The following is a 19,510-nucleotide window of genomic DNA, read 5'->3' on the forward strand; positions in this document are numbered from 1 at the left end:
CATCAGAATGACAAATCATTAACGTGTACAGATTCTGTGCACGTTAATTTTTTTATAATACAGATAGCCGGAACGAAAAAAACATATTCTGTTGACGAAACTAATTTATTATACCTCGAAAAAATCTTTATATTGATGAGGTTTAATTTCATTCATAAAAAAACTCCAATTTTCATTGGAGTTTATATTTTAAATTCAAAGAAGATTACAAAATCTTAGAAACTTCATTACAAAGCCATTCCAAAAGCTCTTTATCATCTTCTGTAAAAGGATCTACCGTATGAGAATCGATATCGATTTGTCCGACGTTTTGTCCGTCTTTGAAGATTGGAACTACGATTTCTGCTTTAGTATCGATCGAGCAGCTTAGATAATTGCTTTCTTCATTCACATCCGGAACTACAAAAGTTTCATTTGAAACCGCTACCTGACCGCAAATACCTTTACCATAAGGAATAATAGTGTGATCAGTTGGAGCACCCACGTAAGGTCCTAATTTCAACTCATCCTTATCACCGTTTTTGAAGTAAAAACCCGTCCAGTTGAAATAGGAAATTTCCTGATCTAAAAGATGACAAACCTTTTCAAGTTTCTCTTCTACGTTATGTTTTGGACTTTCAAGAATAGACGAAAGTCTTTTTTTTAATTCTGACATTTTCTTAAAATATTTATGAGAATTGTTTTAACGAAAGTTCTTTTTTGTAGCCAAACATACTTCTTTCCTTAATCATTTCAGCTACGCCATCCGGAACCTGATTTTCCCAGCCTTCGATGTTGCAGGTAATTTTTCTTAAAATTTCTCTTGAGTAAATTTCCAGAAATTCAGGATTGAAGTTTTCGATATCTACAATTCTGTTGTTGGTTTTAAAATATTTGTATAATTCTTTCAGATTATCGCCCACTTTCAGGGTTGTAGAATTGAGAAGTTCCTGTGTTTCAGGATCTTTGTAAGGATAAAGATAAACACGCATTCCGTTTCTGAAGAATTTACCGAAAGCTTCCAAAATTCCACCTGAAAGATTTTTGTAATATTTCTCATCAAATACCATCAGCATGTTGTTTACTCCCATCGCTACGCCGATATCGCCACTTGTGTAGGTTGAGAAATAATCGATAAGTCTGTAATATTCTGAGAAATTTGAAATGATAACCGTGTAACCTAATTTACCTAAAACATCTACTCTATCCAGAAAATCTCTTTCATCAATATCTCCGTCTGCACGAAGGTTTGAGATGGTAATTTCAATAAAAATCTCTGTTTGTTCTTCTGTACACTGAGAATCTTTCATAAACATTTCGATACCGCTTTTCAGCATATCAATATTTACTTTAGTTACGGGTCTGAAACTTCCTCTTACCGCAAAAATATTTTTCTTGTACAAAAGATCCGCAGGAAGCATATTATTTCCTTCAGAATTGAAAACAACGGCATCAGTCATCCCATTTTTTACAAGCTGGAGCGACATCAGACGGTTGTCTACATAATCAAAAACAGGTCCGCTGAAATCAATCATATCAATTTCAAGATTGTCTTTTGCAATATCATCGTAGAGAGATTCTATTAAATTTCTTGGGTTATCTGAATATTTATAAGCTCCGTAGATTAAGTTAACACCAAGATTACCTAGTGTTTCCTGCTGAAGAGTAGCATCGTTTTCTTTAAATTTAACATGGATAACAATCTCGTTGTACTGAGCATCCACCTCACTCTGAAAACGAATTCCTACCCAGCCGTGTCCTTTTAAAGTTTTATCAAAATTAATCGTAGTAACGGTGTTGGCGTAAGAAAAATACTTTCTGTTGGGATGGTTTTCCCTTGAAATACGCTCCTCAATCAATGCTACCTCATAACGGAGCATTTTCCTGAGACGGTTTTGGGTAACATATCTGTTTTTAACCTCTTTTCCATAAATGGCATCACTGAAGTCCTTATCATAAGCCGACATGGCCTTTGCGATGGTAGACGACGCTCCTCCTGCTCTGAAAAAATGCCGAACGGTCTCCTGCCCTGCTCCAATTTCTGCGAAAGTACCATAAATAGTAGGATCTAGATTAATTGTCAATGCTTTTTGCTTGGGCGTAAGTTTCTGATACATTAGGACGTGTAATTTTTTCGTAAATTTACCAAAATTAAACCAACCTCGAAAGAAAATGAAGTTGAAATTTTTAGGTACAGGAACCTCGCAGGGTGTTCCCGTTATAGGATGTACCTGCGAGGTATGCAAGTCTACAGATCCGAAAGATACCAGATTCAGATCTTCTGTGATGATTACTTCTGATGAGGAAAAAAAAATTCTGATTGACTGTGGGCCCGATTTCCGACAGCAAATGCTTTTAAACAAAGAAGAGCATATAGATATTACCCTCATTACACATGAGCACAACGACCATGTGATTGGGCTGGACGATATGCGGCCTTTGATTTTCAAATCCGGAAAAAACATGCCCATTTATTGCCTCGAGCGTGTGGGTGGCGAAGTAAAAAACAGATTTCCGTATGCTTTTTCTGATGAAAGATATCCCGGTGCTCCAGCTTTTGATTTAAATGCCATTACCAATCAAAAATTTGAATATGGAGATGCCGTAATTGACCCAATTGCCGTAAATCATGGGAATCTGCCAATTTTAGGTTATAAATTTAAAAAAGTAGCATATATAACCGACGCAAGTTCTGTGGAAGATCCTGAAAAACTGAAAGACTTAGATGTTTTAATCGTAAACTGCATCCGCAAGTTTGATCCACATCCTGCCCATTTTATCTTACCTGATGTGATTAAACTGTATGAAGAGTTTAAACCAAAAAAAATGTTTCTCACCCACATCAGCCATCATTTCGGGCTCTATTCTGTTGAGGAAGAATTACTTCCCGACGGAATACACCTCGCCTACGACGGATTGGAAATAATTTTTTAAAAAATTCTTCAAAATAATTTTTGAGTTTACATAAAACTTTCTATATTTGCACACCGATTTACAGCACGCTGTAACACCAGCCCAGGTGGCGGAATTGGTAGACGCGCTGGTCTCAAACACCAGTTCTTAGGAGTACCGGTTCGATCCCGGTCCTGGGTACAAAACCTCTGATTTTTCAGAGGTTTTTTTTGCTTAAAATTTAAATTTTCTTGAAAGTTTCAAACTTCAATAATCAGCTCTTTTTCGTAGCCATTGTATTTTTCGCTGATATAACCATGCGGATTGCAGATAATTTCTGTCTCTCCTATTTTATATCTCGAGGGCGTGTGAATATGACCGTGAATCCAAAAAAGAGGCTTATGTTCCAAAATAAAACCCTCAAGATTGGAAGCGTAAGCAGAAGTGACAGGGTCAGTTTTAAAATGTTCAGGAACAGATTGCAGGCTTGGTCCGTGATGCGTTACGACAACATTTTTCATTCCCTTCGAATTTTCCAGACTTTCCTTCAGCCAATGCCTGGAGATTTGGTGGATCTTAAAAGTATCTATACTTCTCATCTTTGAATAAGAGGGATCACGTCTGATTAATTTATAATCATTCATCACCGACTGACTCACCATCCCGTAATATCTCGGATCACCGAAAATTGAAAAATCAGTCCATAAAGTTGCACCGTGAAATCTTACATTTTCAATGTCCACAAAAGAGTTTTCCAAAACATGTACATTAGAATTTTCAGTAGCTTCTTTTATTTTGTTTAAAGTTTTCGGGTAAGAACCTTTGTAATACTCGTGATTTCCTAAAACGTAAATCACAGGTTTATCCGGAATTTTAGTTTTAATCCAACTAATTCCTTTCGTTCCTAAATCAACATCTCCTGCTAATATGACCACATCAGCATTTTCAAAAGACAGATCAGTGGAACCAAATTCGCGATGCAGATCACTGATAATTTGAATTTTCATAGACCTAAAATAATATTTTTCGTCAGAAAAACAACTTTAATAATAAACATGATTAAAATCAGCACAATAAAATAAAAATATAATAATTTGATTTAAAGCATTTTAAATTAATTAATTAGATTCAAATTAAACAAAGTCTACTTTTTTAGTAGACTAATAAAAATATATGTTCTATATTTGCAACCGTAATCAGGTTTAATAATGAAAATGAAGACAAAATTCAGATACAATTCTATGAGGATGATGTGCATCAACGGTATGATGATGCAGTGCTGTATGCCTTTGTATGGGAATTTTAGTGGATGAGCTTAAACTTTTATTATGACATTTTTATAAAGGCTTTACCACGTTGTAGAGCCTTTTTTATTTGCAAAAACCAATAAACAAAAACAATATGAAAACAACTGATTTTAAAAACAAATGGCTTGTCCCCATAGCATTTGCCAACATTTACATCATCTGGGGAATCACATTTCTCGCCATCTCATTCGGACTAACCGGATTTTCACCCTTTGTTCTTTCAGGACTGAGATTTTTCGCTGCAGGAATTCTATTAATTGGATATTTATTGGCGAAAGGTGAAAAAGCAAATTCATTAAAAAACTGGTGGAAAAATGCCGTAACCGGAATTCTGATTCTCACAGGAGGAACAGGCCTTGTCGCATGGGGCGAACAATACGTTACGGCTTCCGAAGCTGCGATTACCATTGCAACCGGACCTTTCTGGTTTATTGCCATCGATAAGAAAAACTGGAGCTATTATTTCTCAGATAAATTTATACCTATCGGACTGATACTGGGATTTGTCGGACTTATTCTATTCTTAAACGGAAGCGTTAATTCACACACTGAAAATATAAGTTCATCATTGCGAATTACGGCTTTTATTGTTTTGGCTTTAAGTTCAGTTGCATGGGTTTTGGGATCTTTATATTCCAAGAAAAATCCGGCAGACCACTCTACTTTTATGAATATTTCTCAACAGTTGATTGTGGCTGGATTAGCATCATTTGTTGTTGCGTTTTTCAGAAGTGAATGGACTGGATTTTCTTTAGCAGCAGTTCCTGTATCGGCTTGGCTGGGTTTATTCTTTCTGATTTTCTTCGGATCCATTATCGCCTACATTTCTTACATCTGGCTTTTATCGGTAAAACCTGCAGCCATCGTCAGTACACATACTTATATTAATCCAATCGTCACTGTTATTGCAGGATTTATCATTGCCAATCAAACCATCAACGGAAATCAATTGTACGGATTGGTAATCATATTAACAGGAGTTTTGTTAACCAATGTCACCAAATATTTTAAACTTTCAAAACGGTCAAAAGCCAAAATCAGAAGAATTGCCAGACATTTCGGAAGAATCAGCAGACCTTATCAACCCATGTAAAATTTAAAAATGATAGAAATTAAAAATATATCAAAAACCTTTCATCAGAAAAAACAGTCTTTCAAAGCTTTGGATGATGTAAATCTCAACATTGAAAAAGGCGATATTGTCGGAATCATAGGATTTTCTGGAGCCGGAAAAAGTACTTTGATAAGAACGTTAAATCTTTTGGAAAGGCCTGATAACGGACAAATTATCATCAACGGTACAGATTTCACCAAATTAAAACCAAAACAACTCGCCAAAGAGCGTAAAAAGATCGGAATGATTTTCCAGCATTTCAATCTGCTTTCTTCGAGGACTGTTTTTGAAAATATAGCGCTTCCATTGGAACTGGATAACTTAAGCAAAGAAAAAATCCGTGATAAAGTAAATGAACTTCTAAAAATTGTCGGGCTTGAAGATAAAGCCAACGATTATCCGAAAAGCTTATCAGGAGGGCAAAAACAAAGGGTTGCCATTGCAAGAGCTTTAGCCAACGACCCGTACCTCCTGCTCTGTGATGAAGCCACAAGCGCACTCGATCCGGCAACCACGCAATCTATTTTGCAGCTTTTGAGAGATATCAATCACAGGCTCGGAATCACAATTTTGCTGATTACCCACGAGATGGAAGTCATCAAAGCGATCTGCAACCACGTCGCCGTTATCGACAAAGGACAATTAGTAACAAAAGGAACTTTGAGCGAAATTATTTCCAACAAAGAAAATCCCATCATCAAACAATTTTTAAACTCTGGTGTTATGACTATACCGCAAGAACTCAACAAAAAACTACAGAAAGAGCCGCAGACCGGACTTTTTCCGCTGGTCGAAATCGAATTAAATGAAAATATCAGCGTTGAAAAACTGCTTTCAGTGATTTATGATCAATATAAAATTCCCTACAAACTTTTGAAGGCTGATGTAGAATACCTCGGAGATTCCAACTTTGGAAAACTGTTGCTACAACTGAAAGGAGAAACGGAAGAAAACCAAAAAGCCATCTATTATTTTAATCAGAATAACATTCAAAATACTTTAAAAGGATATGCTTAGTGACTCTGTAATTTCGCTTCTGTCAAAGGGAGTCTGGGAAACCATTTACATGACTTTTGTATCAGGATTTTTCGGTTTCGTACTCGGTCTTCCGGTGGGAATTCTGCTTTTTGTTACCCGAAAAGGACAGCTTATAGAGAACATCATTTATAATAGAATTCTTTCGGTTTTGGTTAATATTTTCAGGTCAATTCCTTTTATTATTCTAATTGTCTGGATGATTCCCTTCACAAGATCCATCGTTGGAACTTCCATCGGAATGAACGCCGCATTGGTTCCTTTAAGTATTGGGGCAGCGCCGTTTATTGCAAGACTGGTCGAAAACAGTTTACTCGAAATCCCAAATGGTTTAATTGAAACCGCCAGAGCTTTGGGAGCTTCACCGTTTCAGATTATCAGAAAAGTTTTGTTGCCGGAAGCGTTGCCTTCTTTAATTAATAACGCAACAATTACTCTAATCACATTGGTGGGTTATTCCGCAATGGGTGGAGCAGTCGGAGCCGGTGGATTGGGACAGATCGGATATCAGTACGGCTACATCGGTTATGATGCTTTGATTATGAATCTGGTGCTTGGACTTCTCGTGGCACTGGTGTTTATCATTCAGTTTTCAGGAGATAGACTGGCGAAAAGGGTTGATCATCGGTGAGTTTTTATGTGGGAGAGTTGAGGGTCGGAAGGTTTGAGCGTTTGAGGGTTTGGTTAAACGCAAAGGCGCAAGGTTTTTATTCTGTATGGTGTCTTTTTAAGGCGCAAAGATTTTATCAGAGATAAAATTGATTGAGAATAAAATAGTGAAAGTGCTTTCTCATTACTTCACTCTTCCGTCTCCCCTCTTCTATCATCCAACACCCAGCACCCAACATTAATAAAAAATAATTTTCAATGAAAAAAATAAAAATTCTAAGTGTAGCAGCAGGACTGCTTTTATTCGGAGCATGTAATTCTCCAAAAAAAGATGATCCTAATTTTATCAAAGTAGGAATCACTTCCGGACCGGAACAGCAGATTGCCGAAACTGCCAAAAAAGTAGCAAAAGAAAAGTACAATCTTGAAGTGGAACTGGTTTCATTCAATGATTATGTAGTTCCCAACGAGGCTTTGAACAACGGCGATATCGATGCCAATGCCTTTCAGCACGTTCCTTATCTTGATGAGCAGTCGAAACAGCGGGGCTATAAACTAGCGGTGATCGGAAACACGTTTGTTTATCCGATTGTCGCCTATTCAAAAAAGATAAAAAGCATCAGTGAACTTCAAAACGGAAGCACCATTGTGATTCCCAATGACCCAACAAACGGCGGACGTTCTCTCCTTCTTTTGCAGAAAAATGGTTTATTAAAATTAAAAGACGGCATCGGATTATTACCAAAAGTAACCGACATCGCTGAAAATCCAAGACAGCTAAAAATTCTTGAAATTGAAGCTCCACAATTACCCAGAGTTCTGGATGACAAAGAAGTTGTGATTGCAATAATCAACAACAATTTTGCTGCTCAGGCTGGTTTGGATGCTGATAAAAACGGAATTTTTAAAGAAGATAAAGATTCACCATACATGAATGTCGTGGTTTCAAGAGAAGATAATAAAAACACGGATAAAGTGAAAAATTTCCTCAAAGCTTATCAGTCAAAAGAAGTGGAAGATAAAGCCAGAGAAATCTTCAAAGGTGGCGCTGTGAAGGGATGGAACTGAGATATGATTGATGATTGATGAGTAATCAATTGTGAATTTGCTTCGCTTGTGAATCTTTAAAATCACCTTCAAAATTTACTATTCATTTGCGAAACAGAATTTACAATTGACTTAAAAAAAATGTAGTTAGAATTTAATTTTAAATAGGCTGTCTCAGTTTTGAGATGGTCTATTTTTTTACTTGTAATCTTTTTCCTTAGGTTGATCAAAAAAGCTATTTCCAGAATGGTCTTGAGTAAATGGATATTCAAACAAAATTTTAAGTATTCAATTGAAAATAAAAAGTAGTTCCTGCTCCATACTCGCTTTTAACCATAATTTCTCCGCCTTGAGCTTCAATAAATTCCTTACTGATGCTTAATCCCAAACCCGTACCCTCTTTTTTACTTCCGGGAACCCTAAAATAGCGGTCAAAGATTTTGGATAAATATTGAGGCGCAATTCCCTGTCCTGTATCGGTTACTGAAAACTGAATTTTATCATCAACTTTTCTGACATTAATTTTAATATTCGAATTTTCATAAGAATAACGGATAGCGTTAGAAAGCAGATTGTTAAGAACCCAAGCTGTTTTCTCATTGTCTGCTAAAACAGTTGACAAACTTTCTTCTATATCAATTTTGAAATGAATCTGTTTTTGTTCTGCAAAAGATTTGTTGGCATCAACGGCGTATTCAATAATTTTATTGATGTCTGAATCTTTCATATTGAGTTGGATAGAACCGCTTTCAACTTGTGTGATATTCAGCAATTCCCCGGTAATTTTTAAAAGGCGACTTGAATCTTCCCGGATTCCGTTAACCAAATTTCTCTGTTCGTTATTCAAACTTCCAATCTGTTCGTTTTCCAGCAATTGCAATCCCATTTGAATGGAGGAAATAGGAGTTTTGAATTCGTGCGAAACTGTGCCTAAGAAATTGGTTTTAGCTAAATCTAATTCTTTAAACGGAGTAATATTTCTAAGCATAATCACCTGACCGATAAAACGACTTTGCTGTTCTCCTGTGGGAATAATATTGATGTCGACAATCTCCTTTTCAAAATAACTTTCCTTACCGTCGGCATAGATTTTCATCGGTTCTTTTTCAAGATTTATCTTTTCCGGCAAAATTATTTCTTTGATGATATCTCTTACCAAATCATTATTTACAGCAACATCCTGAATCAATTTTCCTACAAAATTTTCTTTCTTAAGTCCTGTAATTTTCAAAGCTTCATCATTCACAAAAAGAACTTTCCGGTCTTCATCAATACCGATAACCGGGTCGTGCATATTGTCTATCAAAGTTTCGATGCGTTTTTTCCCTCTGATGATTTTATCGAGTCTGCTTTCAGAATATTCCTGAAGTTTTTCTGCCATTGTATTGAATGAATTTGCTAAATCTCCAAACTCGCTTCGGCTTTCAAAATGTACCCGTTCTTTATAGTTTTGATTGGCAATCTGCTTGATACTCGCTGTAAGCTGTCGAATAGGATCTGCAATGTTCGACGGTAAATTAAACATTAATATTAAAGCTACTAAAAAACAAAGCATTCCTACGATGGAAATAATGGAGATTCCATTATGCGCTGTATCATCTGCAACACTGCTTTTGTGCTGAATTGCAGACATATTGAGCTGCATCAATTCTGTTAAATCTTTTCTGATGGAAGACTGCAAACCTACATTTTCCGGATTTTTTTTAAGATTGGAAAAGTGAGTTGAGATTTTTTCGGTAGTCTCTCTTTCGCCAGGTTCGGTTACATTTCTTTTCTGATTTTCGAGATGTTTCTCAAAAACGCCGAAAGCTAAAGGATCAGAATTGATTTCTTCAAGAGCCAACAGCATATTTCTGGAATATTCCAGTGTGTTGTAATTGGCAACTAAAATGTTGTTAGTGTCCTTTTTCAGTTTTGTAATGTTCCAAACGCTGAGTATCGAAAGCAATACAATCATCACAAACAAAAGACCTACACCTATATTGAGTTTAGTTTTTATTTTCATTATGACAAAATTACTAAGTCTATATTTTCCTGAGACAATTTATTAAGCAAAGTATTGAAAGTATCGGTTGCCAGAATAATCTTCCACAAATTCAAATGGGGTTTTCCAATGCAGACCGTTGTGATTTTTCGTTCTTCACACTGTTCCATTATTGCGTGAGCCACTTTTGTATCTTCTACTTTGATGATTTCTGCGCCTAATTCTGTTGCTAATTTAAAGTTATTAATCAAATGTCTTTGCTTATCCAAAGCTATTTTATCAGAACTCTCCCTCGGAATCTGAACATACAAAAGATACCAGGAACTATTGTAATAATTGGCTAATCTCGCAGTTTTTCGAATAACATTTTTAGCTGTTTTTTCATTGGAACTAATGCAAGCCAAAAATTTTTCTTTTTTGACGGATTTATGAATCGTGACTTCAGTTTCCACTTTTCTGGTAACCTGTGAAGCTACTTCTCTCAAAGCCAATTCACGGAGCTGAAGAATATTTTCAGATTTAAAAAAATTATTGAGCGCAGAATTGATTTTTGATTGGTGGTAGATTTTTCCCGCTCTCAGACGGTCAATCAATTCTTCGGACGTAAGGTCGATGTTCACCACCTCATCCGCCTGAGCCAAAACATTATCCGGAATACGCTCCTGAACCTCGATATTGGTAATCAGTTTCACATCTTCATTCAGACTTTCAATATGCTGAATGTTGACTGCGCTAATGACATTAATCCCGGCATCCAGAATTTCCACAACATCCTGCCAGCGTTTTTCATTTTTGCTTCCTTCAATATTGGTATGAGCCAACTCATCCACTATCACAACCTCGGGACGAAGATTGATAACCGCCTGTACATCCAGTTCTTCTAATTCCTTTCCTTTGTAGAATAACGTTCTTCTTGGAATGACTGGAAGTCCATCCAGCAAAGCGTGTGTTTCTTTGCGATGATGCGTTTCTATATACCCGATTTTAACATCAATTCCGCTTGAAAGAAGTGCGTGTGCTTCCTGCAACATACGATAGGTTTTTCCCACACCGGCGCTCATTCCAATGTAGATTTTGAATTTTCCCCGTCTTGATTTTTTAATGAGATTCAGAAAGTCTTGTGCAGAATTCTTTTCATCCATAACAGATTGTCTTAGTAAAAGTTAATAAATCCCCTGCCAAATTTTTGGACAAGGGATTCTTAGTAAATATGGAGATTTTAAAAACTTACTGCCAGTGAAGTCACTGCCATTAGGTTGTTTGATTTAAAGTTATTATCTCTATTGATAAAGATATCATCTTTACTGCTTAGATTCTTAAGTTCCGTTCTCCAAACCAGATTCGGAAGAATCCAGTAATCTGCATTCAGAGAATATCCGAAGGTTTTAAATCCATTGGCAGTTCCTGTCGCAATGATTACCCCTCTTTCATCACTATAATATTCTCCTCTTGCGGCAAAGCTTAATTTCTCAGTTGGAGAATATTTAGCAATCACAACCGGAGAATACCAAATGTTGTATTGGTCACTTCCTTTCGCTTTTTGCTCTGCACCGACATCGAAACCTGTAATCAGTGCAAACTTTTTACTGATTTGGAAACTTCCGTATAAGTTGTGGAAATACCTCATTTGCTTGATGCTGTCTGGTTTATCGTTTCCAATGAAAGAACTGCTGTTTAAAGTGATTTTTTCTGTTGGCTTAAAGGTTAACTGATGTCCAAAGGCTACAGTAGAATTTCCATCTACCCGCTGAATTCTCTGCCATCCATTCAGAACCAAACCGCTCACAAACCATTTTCCACTGACACTGGTGTAAGAAATTTTTGCTCCACTTTCGAAATACGGAGAATTGTCTGCCAAGATACTTCTTGTCAAAGTAAAGCAGTCTTTGCTGATAGCACTTTCAAAACCGATGTGTGATGGTAAAATCCCTGCATCAATCCAAAGATTTTTGTTTTTTGAAATTTTCACTCCAACATTAGCTTCATAAATATTTTTTAAAACGCCAGGTTCTGCAGCGTAGTTAGAATTCATATAAGTACCCACTCCTAAAGCTACATTTGCTCTTAATTTTTCAGTTTCGTAATTGGCTTTTACAAATCCTAAATTAAGGTTGACCTCGTTGTTTCTGTTGTGACTGTACACAAATCCCGGTCTTGTATTGTTCTCCGGATTGTTGAAATCATACTGATAATACACTTCTGCATAACCAGAGATTTTCAAAGGATTTTTAGTTTCAGTTTCTTCCTGAGCATGCAGCGTAGAAACCGCTCCAAGCATTAAAAATGCAAGTATTGATAATTTCTTCATTTATTTTTAATAATTTATATCATTTAAGTTCTGATTTGAACAGAAAAGGATATTAAACTCCTTCGGAGTTTTGTGGATATTGTAATATTTTTTTCTACACAGATATTGCTCCGCTGGAGCATTTAATCTTGATGATATAGAGTTTTCGATTTTCGGCGTTTTTTTAACCTCATAGGTTTTAAAAACCTATGAGGTTTGGTTTGCCAGCTATTTTGCTTTATCAAGAGCCAAATTAAGTTTCAAAACGTTGATTTTTTCTGTTCCGAACATTCCAAGGAAAGGAGATTCGATACTTTTTTCGATAAGTGAATTGACTTTGCTGATGTCAATTTTTCTGATATCGGCAATTCTTTGCGCCTGAACTTTAGCTGCCTGTACAGAGATGTTCGGGTCTAGACCTGCTCCACTTGCGGTCACAATATCAGAAGGAATATCAGATTTTTGAACTGTTGGATTGTGTTTCATAAAGTTTTCTATTCTTCTCTCTACTTCTTTTAAGTAATCCGGATTTGTAGGTCCTTTGTTACTTCCTCCTGCTCCAGCTGCGTTGTAATCTACAGCTGAAGGACGTGACCAGAAATATTCGTCTTTATCGAATTTTTGTCCAATATTGGCGTAGTATTTCTTGCCGTTGTGTTCTATAATTTCGCCTTTACCATTATTGGTGGAAGCCTGTGCAATCCCAAAAATGAAAAGCGTATAGAATCCTGAAAAAAACACAGCACAGAAAAGAGTTAATCTGATTGCCGGTAATATATTTTGTTTCATAATTGTTGGATGTTAGATGTTGGGTGATGGATGTTAGATGCTGGGTGTTAGATGCTGGGTGTTGGATGTGAAAAGTTGCTTACTTTTTTATTCTTTTTGCTTTTTACCTGACTCTTCACCCAACTTTTTATTTTAAATAAAAACTGATACGATTAAGTCTATAATTTTAATTCCGACAAATGGAATGATTACTCCTCCCAAACCGTAAATCAAAAGGTTTCTTCTCAACAATGCGCTTGCGCCGATTGGTTTATAAGCGACACCTTTTAATGCTAAAGGAATCAACATTGGGATTACAATCGCGTTGAAGATAACCGCTGAAAGAATTGCAGATTCCGGAGAATGAAGTCCCATAATATTAAGACCTTGCAAGGCTGGAATTGAAGCAATAAATAATGCCGGAACAATCGCAAAATACTTCGCTACGTCATTCGCAATACTGAATGTAGTCAACGTTCCACGAGTCATTAATAACTGTTTTCCGATTTCCACCACTTCAATTAATTTGGTTGGGTCATTATCCAAATCCACCATATTTCCGGCTTCTTTTGCAGCTTGCGTTCCGCTGTTCATCGCTACACCAACATCTGCCTGAGCTAAAGCCGGAGCATCATTGGTTCCGTCTCCCATCATTGCAACCAATCTTCCTTCAGCTTGTTCTTTTTTGATGTAGTTCATTTTATCTTCAGGTTTTGCTTCTGCGATAAAATCGTCTACACCGGCTTTTTCTGCAATGAATTTTGCTGTCAATGGATTATCTCCTGTTACCATTACGGTTTTGATTCCCATTTTTCTAAGGCGGTCAAAACGTTCTTTGATTCCTGGCTTGATGATATCCTGTAATTCGATAACTCCCAAAGCTTTTTCATTTTCTGAAACCACGAGCGGCGTTCCTCCATTTTGAGAAATCTCCCTGACTTTTTCTGCAACTTCATTTGGGAAAGTATTTCCTGCATTTATAACCAAATTTTTAATAGCGTCAGTTGCTCCTTTTCTGATTCTTGTGTTTTCATAATCGACCCCTGAACTTCTGGTTTCGGCAGTGAAAGTGATAAACTGAGGTTCTTTTACTTCATAGCTTAAAGGATTGATTCCTGCCAATTCTATAATTGATTTTCCTTCAGGAGTTTCGTCAGCCATAGAACTTAAAACAGCTGCTTTAATCAATACTTTTTCATCCACTCCGTTTGCCGGATAAAAGTGAGTTGCCTTTCTGTTTCCGATGGTGATTGTTCCGGTTTTATCCAATAATAAAACGTCGATATCTCCTGCTGTTTCTACTGCTTTACCACTTTTGGTAATCACATTTGCTCTTAGAGCTCTGTCCATTCCTGCGATACCGATGGCTGATAACAAACCGCCAATCGTAGTTGGAATAAGACATACAAATAATGAGATGAATGCTGCTATAGTAATTGGCGTGTTTGCATAATCACCGAATGGTTTTAAAGTAACGGTAACGATAATGAAAACTAAGGTAAATCCTGCCAATAAAATCGTTAAAGCAATCTCATTGGGTGTTTTTTGTCTTGAAGCTCCTTCTACCAAAGCAATCATTTTATCCAGGAAACTTCCTCCGGGTTCTGTTGTTACTTTTACTTTGATTTTATCAGAAAGAACTTTTGTACCTCCTGTTACACTGCTTTTATCGCCGCCCGCTTCACGGATTACGGGAGCAGATTCTCCGGTGATGGCACTTTCATCAATTGTAGCTAAACCTTCAATGATTTCTCCGTCTGAAGGAATGATATCTCCTGTTTCACAAACGAAAACGTCTCCTTTTTTAAGTTGGTTTGAAGGAACTATTTTAACTTCATTATCTGAAGTCAGCATTTTCGCTGGTGTTTCTTCTCTTGTTTTTCTTAAAGAATCTGCCTGAGCTTTTCCTCTTGCTTCTGCAATGGCTTCTGCGAAATTGGCAAACAATAATGTGATGAATAAAACCGCTGTTACAATAATGTTGTAAACCAAACTGCCCTGACTCTGTTCTCCCATCGCAATCCAAACGCAAACGCCTGCCATTACGAGAGTTCCTACCCAAACCATAAACATTACCGGATTACGGAACATTTTTGCCGGATGTAATTTTATAAAAGACTGTTTCAAAGCTTCATTCACTAATTCTGCCTGAAACAAATTGTTATTTCCTTTCATTATAATATTAATAAAAATTAAAGTGAAAAATACTCAGCGATTGGCCCTAATGCTAAGGCAGGAAAAAATGATAATGCGGCTACAATTGCAATGACTGCAAACACCATTAATCCAAATGTTGCTGTATCTGTTTTAAGTGTTCCCGCACTTTCGGGAATATATTTTTTAGCTGCAAGACTTCCTGCAATCGCAACCGGACCGATGATTGGTAAATATCTCGCCATCATCATTACAATACCGCAGGCAATGTTCCAGAATGTATTATTGTCTCCCAATCCTTCAAAACCACTTCCGTTGTTGGCACTTGATGAAGTGAATTCATACAACATTTCAGTGAAACCGTGGAAACCAGGGTTATTGAGCCAGCTTCCGTATTCATCAGGGTTATGTGCTACCATAAAACTTGATATTGCAGTTCCTACAAGAATTAAAAATGGATGAAGCAGCGCAATCATCATTGCGATTTTCATCTCTCTCGCTTCGATTTTTTTACCTAAAAATTCAGGAGTTCTTCCTACCATTAATCCACTGATGAAAACAGAGAGAATAATGAAGATGTAAAAATTAAGAAACCCCACACCTACTCCTCCGTAGAAACAGTTTACCATCATACCAAGCAATTGATTCATGCCACTAAGTGGTGTAAAACTATCGTGCATAGAGTTGACACTTCCTGTTGAGATTACCGTGGTAGCAATACTCCAATAAGCAGAAGCAGCAGAGCCAAAACGAACTTCCTTCCCTTCCATACTGCCCATATTCTGGCTTATTCCTAATTTTTCGATTGCTGGATTGCCTCCCATTTCGTTAACAACAGTTGGAATCGTAAGAAGTAAAAAACCAAAGGTCATTACTCCAAATATAGTCCAGGCCAGTTTTTTTCTCCTCAAAACATAACCCATAGCAAAGACCATTGCCATTGGAATTACCATTTGAGCAATCATTTCTACGATGTTGGTAAAGTAAATGGGATTTTCAAATGGGTGTGCAGAGTTTGGACCAAAAAATCCACCTCCATTTGTTCCCAAATGTTTGATTGCAGTAAAAGCAGCTACAGGTCCACGGCTAACTTCAACTTTATCTCCCTGTAAACTTGTGATGGTGTCTTTTCCCTCAAAAGTCATCGGAGTTCCATTAAACGCCAATATTGATGCGACTACTATAGCAATTGGTAATAAAATTCTTGTGCAGCTTCTTACGAAAAAGAAGTAAAAATTTCCCAGCTTCTCGGTAGATTTTTCTTTCATTGCTAAGAATACAACAGCTGCCGCCGCTATCCCACAACCCGCACTGATAAACTGGAAAAGCATCAGTACCAACTGTCCGAAATAAGACATCCCCGTTTCTCCTGAGTAATGCTGCAAATTAGTATTACAAATAAAGCTTGTAGTGGTATTAAATGCCAATTCGGCGTTCATTGATGGATTATTATCGGGATTCAATGGTAGCCAAGACATATTCATCAAAACGAGCATTCCAAACAAAAACCATACAACATTAATGGTGAGTAATGCGCCAAGATGCTGTTTCCAGTTCATTTCCTTTTCCGGATTGATACCGGAGATTTTGTAAAATAGTTTGTCGACAGGATTAAAAATCACATCGAGCCAGGTTTTTTCGTTACTGAATATTTTACCGATGTATCGTCCCAGTGGAATAGCAAGGAGCACCACCAATACAAACATCAAAATAATTCCTAAAATTTCTGTATTCATTTTTTTTGATTAAGTCAATTCTTCTTTTTAAACTTCTGTAATGGATTTTAAACCCAAGAAATATTTTTAATTGTTATTATCACATAAATGAAAATAATAACGAATGAAGTCCAAAGGACTAATTGTGCCCATTCTTTTAAAATATTTTTGGTCTTTTTATTCATTGGTTTAAGTCTTTTAAAATTTCTCCGGTTTTACAAGGACATAGCACATATAGATAAATACGGCGATGGCGATGATAAATAATGCAGTCATATCTTTTCAAAATATTTTACGGTTAGAAAAAAGAGTACAAAAAGTACAATACCCGCGATAGTTAATACCAGTGTCATATTTTATGGTTTAAAGATTCTTTTTGTTAATCCAAAGAATTTAATTCTACTGTGAATTCTGATTTTCCGTTTTTGCATAATCTGTTTTTATATTATGCCGGAATATTTTCAAATTTGAGCCCACGTAATTAATCACCACACAAAACACTCATAGACAATCATTTAAAATTTATTATAACTTTTTGGAAACAAAAAACCCTTTCAAAATGAAAGGGTTGATACTATTATTATGATAGTTTTTTTTTACTTAATTTGGTACTCTTCCAGCTTTCTGTACAAAGTGGTGAGTGCAATTCCGAGTAATTCTGCGGTTTTGGTTTTATTGCCATTCGCATAATTCAGAACTTTTTGGATATGGATTTTTTCTGCACTTGCTAATTCAAAAGCAGATAAAGTTTTTGTATTTGAAGAATGAGAATGATTTTTTTGAAATTCCGAAGGAAGAGAATCAGATTTCAGTTCCAAACTATCAGAAAGAATAATACTTCTCTCGATGACATTTCTCAGCTCACGGATGTTGCCTTTCCAAGAATGTTGTTTCAAAGCTTCCAGATAATCGGTAGAAATTGCCGTCATTTTCTTTCCAGCTTTTTTACTGAATTTCATTAGAAAAAATTTTGCCAACTCCTCAATATCAACCACTCTTTCACGAAGCGGAGGAAGCTGAATATTGAAAATATTGATACGATAATAGAGGTCTTCCCGGAAATTACCGTTTTCAATTTCGGCTTGCAAATCACGGTTAGTAGCCGCAATGATTCTTACATTAATTTTTGTAGGTCTGTTATCTCCCACTTTCAAAAATTCTCCTGATTCTAAAACACGGAGCAATTTTGCCTGTAAATCCAAAGGCATTTCGCCAATTTCGTCTAAGAAAACAGTTCCGTTATTGGCTTCTTCGAAAATACCTTTTGCATCTTTTACTGCTCCGGTAAATGCACCGGCTTTGTGCCCGAACAATTCGTTTTCCAACAATTCTTTGGAAAAAGCTGAGCAATTTATTGCGATAAAATTTTGTTTGGTTCTGTTGCTGGAATTATGAATTGCCTGTGCGAAAACTTCTTTTCCAGTTCCTGTTTCGCCCGTCAAAAGAACAGTTGCATCGGTAACGGCTACTTTTTTTGCTGATTCAATTGCTGATTGAATAATTTTTGATTTTCCAATAACATTATCGAAAGAAAGTTTGTCTCCCAATTGTTTTTCAAGCTGAATAATACGTTTGTTAAGCACTACTTTTTCAACAGCCTTATAAACCAAAGGAATAATTTTGTTGTTATCATCGCCTTTTGTAATGTAATCGAAAGCCCCGTTTTTTATCGCCTGAACGCCGTCTGGAATATTGCCATAAGCAGTGAGAAGAATCACTTCGGTTGCAGGATGTTTTTCCTTAATGATTTTAGAAAACTCAACACCGCTTCCGTCGGGAAGTTTTACATCACTCAGAACCACATCAATATCTGAAATATCAAGGCGCTTTTTAGCGCTTTTCAAATCAGAAGCCTGATACACTTCAAAGCCTTCCAAACTGATAATTCTGGAAAGCAATGTTCTGATTTTTTCTTCGTCGTCGATGATGAGGATTGTATTCAATTGAAATTATTATGAAGCAAATGTAAATAATAATCTATAAGTTTTCATCAAGCTATTTTTACAAATTAAATGCTGATCTCAATTTTCCATCTTAAATTATTAAGATTCAAAAGCTTTAATTACACCCTATTTTCTGGTCTTGTCTGATTTGCTCAAAATAGATATTTTTAAAGTCTGAAGGAATCTCTTGAAAAAGAAATTTCCATTGTTGTGAGCTGGCTTTCCTTCTTAGGCTTTCAAAAGACCTTATGAAAATATTCTCTATAATGTATCGGACGTAGGAATTACCTCTTTTGTAAATCCAAGCCATCCGTTTGACATTTCGAATAACCGATTGAACTTTTGATTGTGATAAGAGATTTTTTAGCTGGTCGACTGTAATCTGCATAATTCCTGCAAAGTTATTTGCCAGTGAAAGATTCGAAATTTCATTGCGGATTTCTGGATACAAAACTTGCAAATACTCTACTGTTTTTTTTTGATTAATCTTTTGCATTAGTCAAATTTTAAGTTTTAAACTTAATCTTAATATTTTCTATTAAGGCTGGAGAATATAAGCGCAAACAAATACAGCAATAATCACAGCTAAATTTACAGTCAGTATTTGCAAATCATGTCTTCTGTTTGAAGATTTCCATTGATTGTAACGGTCCTGATACTTTAATTTTCTGTTCAT

18 protein-coding genes and 1 tRNA gene are annotated in these 19,510 nt (G+C 36.2%); 6 read left to right on the plus strand and 13 right to left on the minus strand.

Translation table 11 applies throughout. The features are described from left to right. Positions 1-205 precede the first annotated feature (205 nt). On the minus strand, positions 206-655 hold the full coding sequence (locus tag AC2A1G_RS12100) for a GAF domain-containing protein (RefSeq protein ID WP_484047171.1): 450 nt from the start codon (positions 653-655) through the stop codon (positions 206-208). A gap of 13 nt (positions 656-668) precedes the next feature. Further along, positions 669-2,096, minus strand: coding sequence for a TonB-dependent receptor (locus AC2A1G_RS12105; protein WP_484047172.1), 1,428 nt, complete (start codon positions 2,094-2,096; stop codon positions 669-671). Between the two features lie 55 nt (positions 2,097-2,151). On the opposite strand from AC2A1G_RS12105, the gene AC2A1G_RS12110 reads away from it, so the two are divergent. Both AC2A1G_RS12110 and AC2A1G_RS12115 read left to right on the plus strand, forming a co-directional pair. Continuing rightward, complete coding sequence (locus AC2A1G_RS12110) at positions 2,152-2,913, plus strand: MBL fold metallo-hydrolase (RefSeq protein WP_484047173.1); 762 nt, start codon at positions 2,152-2,154, stop codon at positions 2,911-2,913. Positions 2,914-2,992: 79 nt separating this feature from the next. Beyond that, positions 2,993-3,072: transfer RNA gene (locus AC2A1G_RS12115), tRNA-Leu, on the plus strand. A gap of 59 nt (positions 3,073-3,131) precedes the next feature. On the opposite strand, the gene AC2A1G_RS12120 is transcribed toward AC2A1G_RS12115, so the two are convergent. Further along, entirely contained in the window at positions 3,132-3,878 is a 747-nt protein-coding gene (locus tag AC2A1G_RS12120; protein WP_484047174.1) for a metallophosphoesterase, read from the minus strand. A 394-nt stretch (positions 3,879-4,272) separates the two neighbouring features. Here AC2A1G_RS12120 and AC2A1G_RS12125 point away from each other — a divergent pair, with 394 nt between their 5' ends. From AC2A1G_RS12125 to metQ, 4 genes are all read left to right on the plus strand, one after another. Next, on the plus strand, positions 4,273-5,271 hold the full coding sequence (locus AC2A1G_RS12125; RefSeq protein ID WP_484047175.1) for an EamA family transporter: 999 nt from the start codon (positions 4,273-4,275) through the stop codon (positions 5,269-5,271). Between the two features lie 9 nt (positions 5,272-5,280). Continuing rightward, positions 5,281-6,309, plus strand: a complete 1,029-nt coding sequence (locus AC2A1G_RS12130; protein ID WP_484047176.1) for a methionine ABC transporter ATP-binding protein — start codon at positions 5,281-5,283, stop codon at positions 6,307-6,309. Then, positions 6,302-6,958 (plus strand): methionine ABC transporter permease MetI, encoded by a 657-nt coding sequence (gene metI, locus AC2A1G_RS12135; protein ID WP_484047177.1) that lies wholly within the window; start codon positions 6,302-6,304, stop codon positions 6,956-6,958. The genes AC2A1G_RS12130 and metI overlap by 8 nt, the downstream gene beginning before the upstream one ends. A gap of 236 nt (positions 6,959-7,194) precedes the next feature. Next, positions 7,195-8,004, plus strand: a complete 810-nt coding sequence (gene metQ, locus AC2A1G_RS12140) for a methionine ABC transporter substrate-binding lipoprotein MetQ (RefSeq protein ID WP_484047178.1) — start codon at positions 7,195-7,197, stop codon at positions 8,002-8,004. A gap of 259 nt (positions 8,005-8,263) precedes the next feature. Here metQ and AC2A1G_RS12145 read toward each other — a convergent pair whose 3' ends face one another. From AC2A1G_RS12145 to AC2A1G_RS12190, 10 genes are all read right to left on the minus strand, one after another. Then, positions 8,264-9,988 (minus strand): HAMP domain-containing sensor histidine kinase, encoded by a 1,725-nt coding sequence (locus AC2A1G_RS12145; RefSeq protein ID WP_484047179.1) that lies wholly within the window; start codon positions 9,986-9,988, stop codon positions 8,264-8,266. After that, the gene (locus AC2A1G_RS12150; RefSeq protein ID WP_484047180.1) at positions 9,988-11,109 is read right to left on the minus strand and encodes a sensor protein KdpD; all 1,122 of its coding nucleotides are present in this window, start codon (positions 11,107-11,109) and stop codon (positions 9,988-9,990) included. Before AC2A1G_RS12150 ends, AC2A1G_RS12145 begins: the two co-directional genes overlap by 1 nt. Positions 11,110-11,186: 77 nt before the next feature. Continuing rightward, complete coding sequence (locus AC2A1G_RS12155) at positions 11,187-12,275, minus strand: porin (RefSeq protein WP_484047181.1); 1,089 nt, start codon at positions 12,273-12,275, stop codon at positions 11,187-11,189. Positions 12,276-12,482: 207 nt separating this feature from the next. After that, positions 12,483-13,043, minus strand: coding sequence for a K(+)-transporting ATPase subunit C (locus AC2A1G_RS12160; RefSeq protein WP_484047182.1), 561 nt, complete (start codon positions 13,041-13,043; stop codon positions 12,483-12,485). Positions 13,044-13,175: 132 nt separating this feature from the next. Then, positions 13,176-15,197: a potassium-transporting ATPase subunit KdpB gene (gene kdpB / locus AC2A1G_RS12165; RefSeq protein WP_484047183.1), complete on the minus strand. Its 2,022-nt coding sequence runs from the start codon at positions 15,195-15,197 to the stop codon at positions 13,176-13,178. 17 nt (positions 15,198-15,214) lie between these two features. Further along, complete coding sequence (kdpA, locus tag AC2A1G_RS12170; RefSeq protein WP_484047184.1) at positions 15,215-16,912, minus strand: potassium-transporting ATPase subunit KdpA; 1,698 nt, start codon at positions 16,910-16,912, stop codon at positions 15,215-15,217. A 177-nt stretch (positions 16,913-17,089) separates the two neighbouring features. Continuing rightward, positions 17,090-17,167 carry a potassium-transporting ATPase subunit F gene (locus AC2A1G_RS12175; protein WP_484047249.1) on the minus strand — a complete coding sequence of 26 codons (78 nt, stop codon included), beginning with the start codon at positions 17,165-17,167 and terminating at the stop codon, positions 17,090-17,092. 320 nt (positions 17,168-17,487) lie between these two features. Then, entirely contained in the window at positions 17,488-18,834 is a 1,347-nt protein-coding gene (locus AC2A1G_RS12180) for a sigma-54-dependent transcriptional regulator (protein WP_484047185.1), read from the minus strand. A gap of 115 nt (positions 18,835-18,949) precedes the next feature. Continuing rightward, positions 18,950-19,330: a DUF7674 family protein gene (locus AC2A1G_RS12185; RefSeq protein ID WP_484047186.1), complete on the minus strand. Its 381-nt coding sequence runs from the start codon at positions 19,328-19,330 to the stop codon at positions 18,950-18,952. Between the two features lie 42 nt (positions 19,331-19,372). Continuing rightward, the gene (locus AC2A1G_RS12190; RefSeq protein ID WP_484047187.1) at positions 19,373-19,510 is read right to left on the minus strand and encodes a hypothetical protein; all 138 of its coding nucleotides are present in this window, start codon (positions 19,508-19,510) and stop codon (positions 19,373-19,375) included.

The sequence above is a fragment of the Chryseobacterium sp. HNCC26DJ240 genome (genome assembly GCF_057180485.1).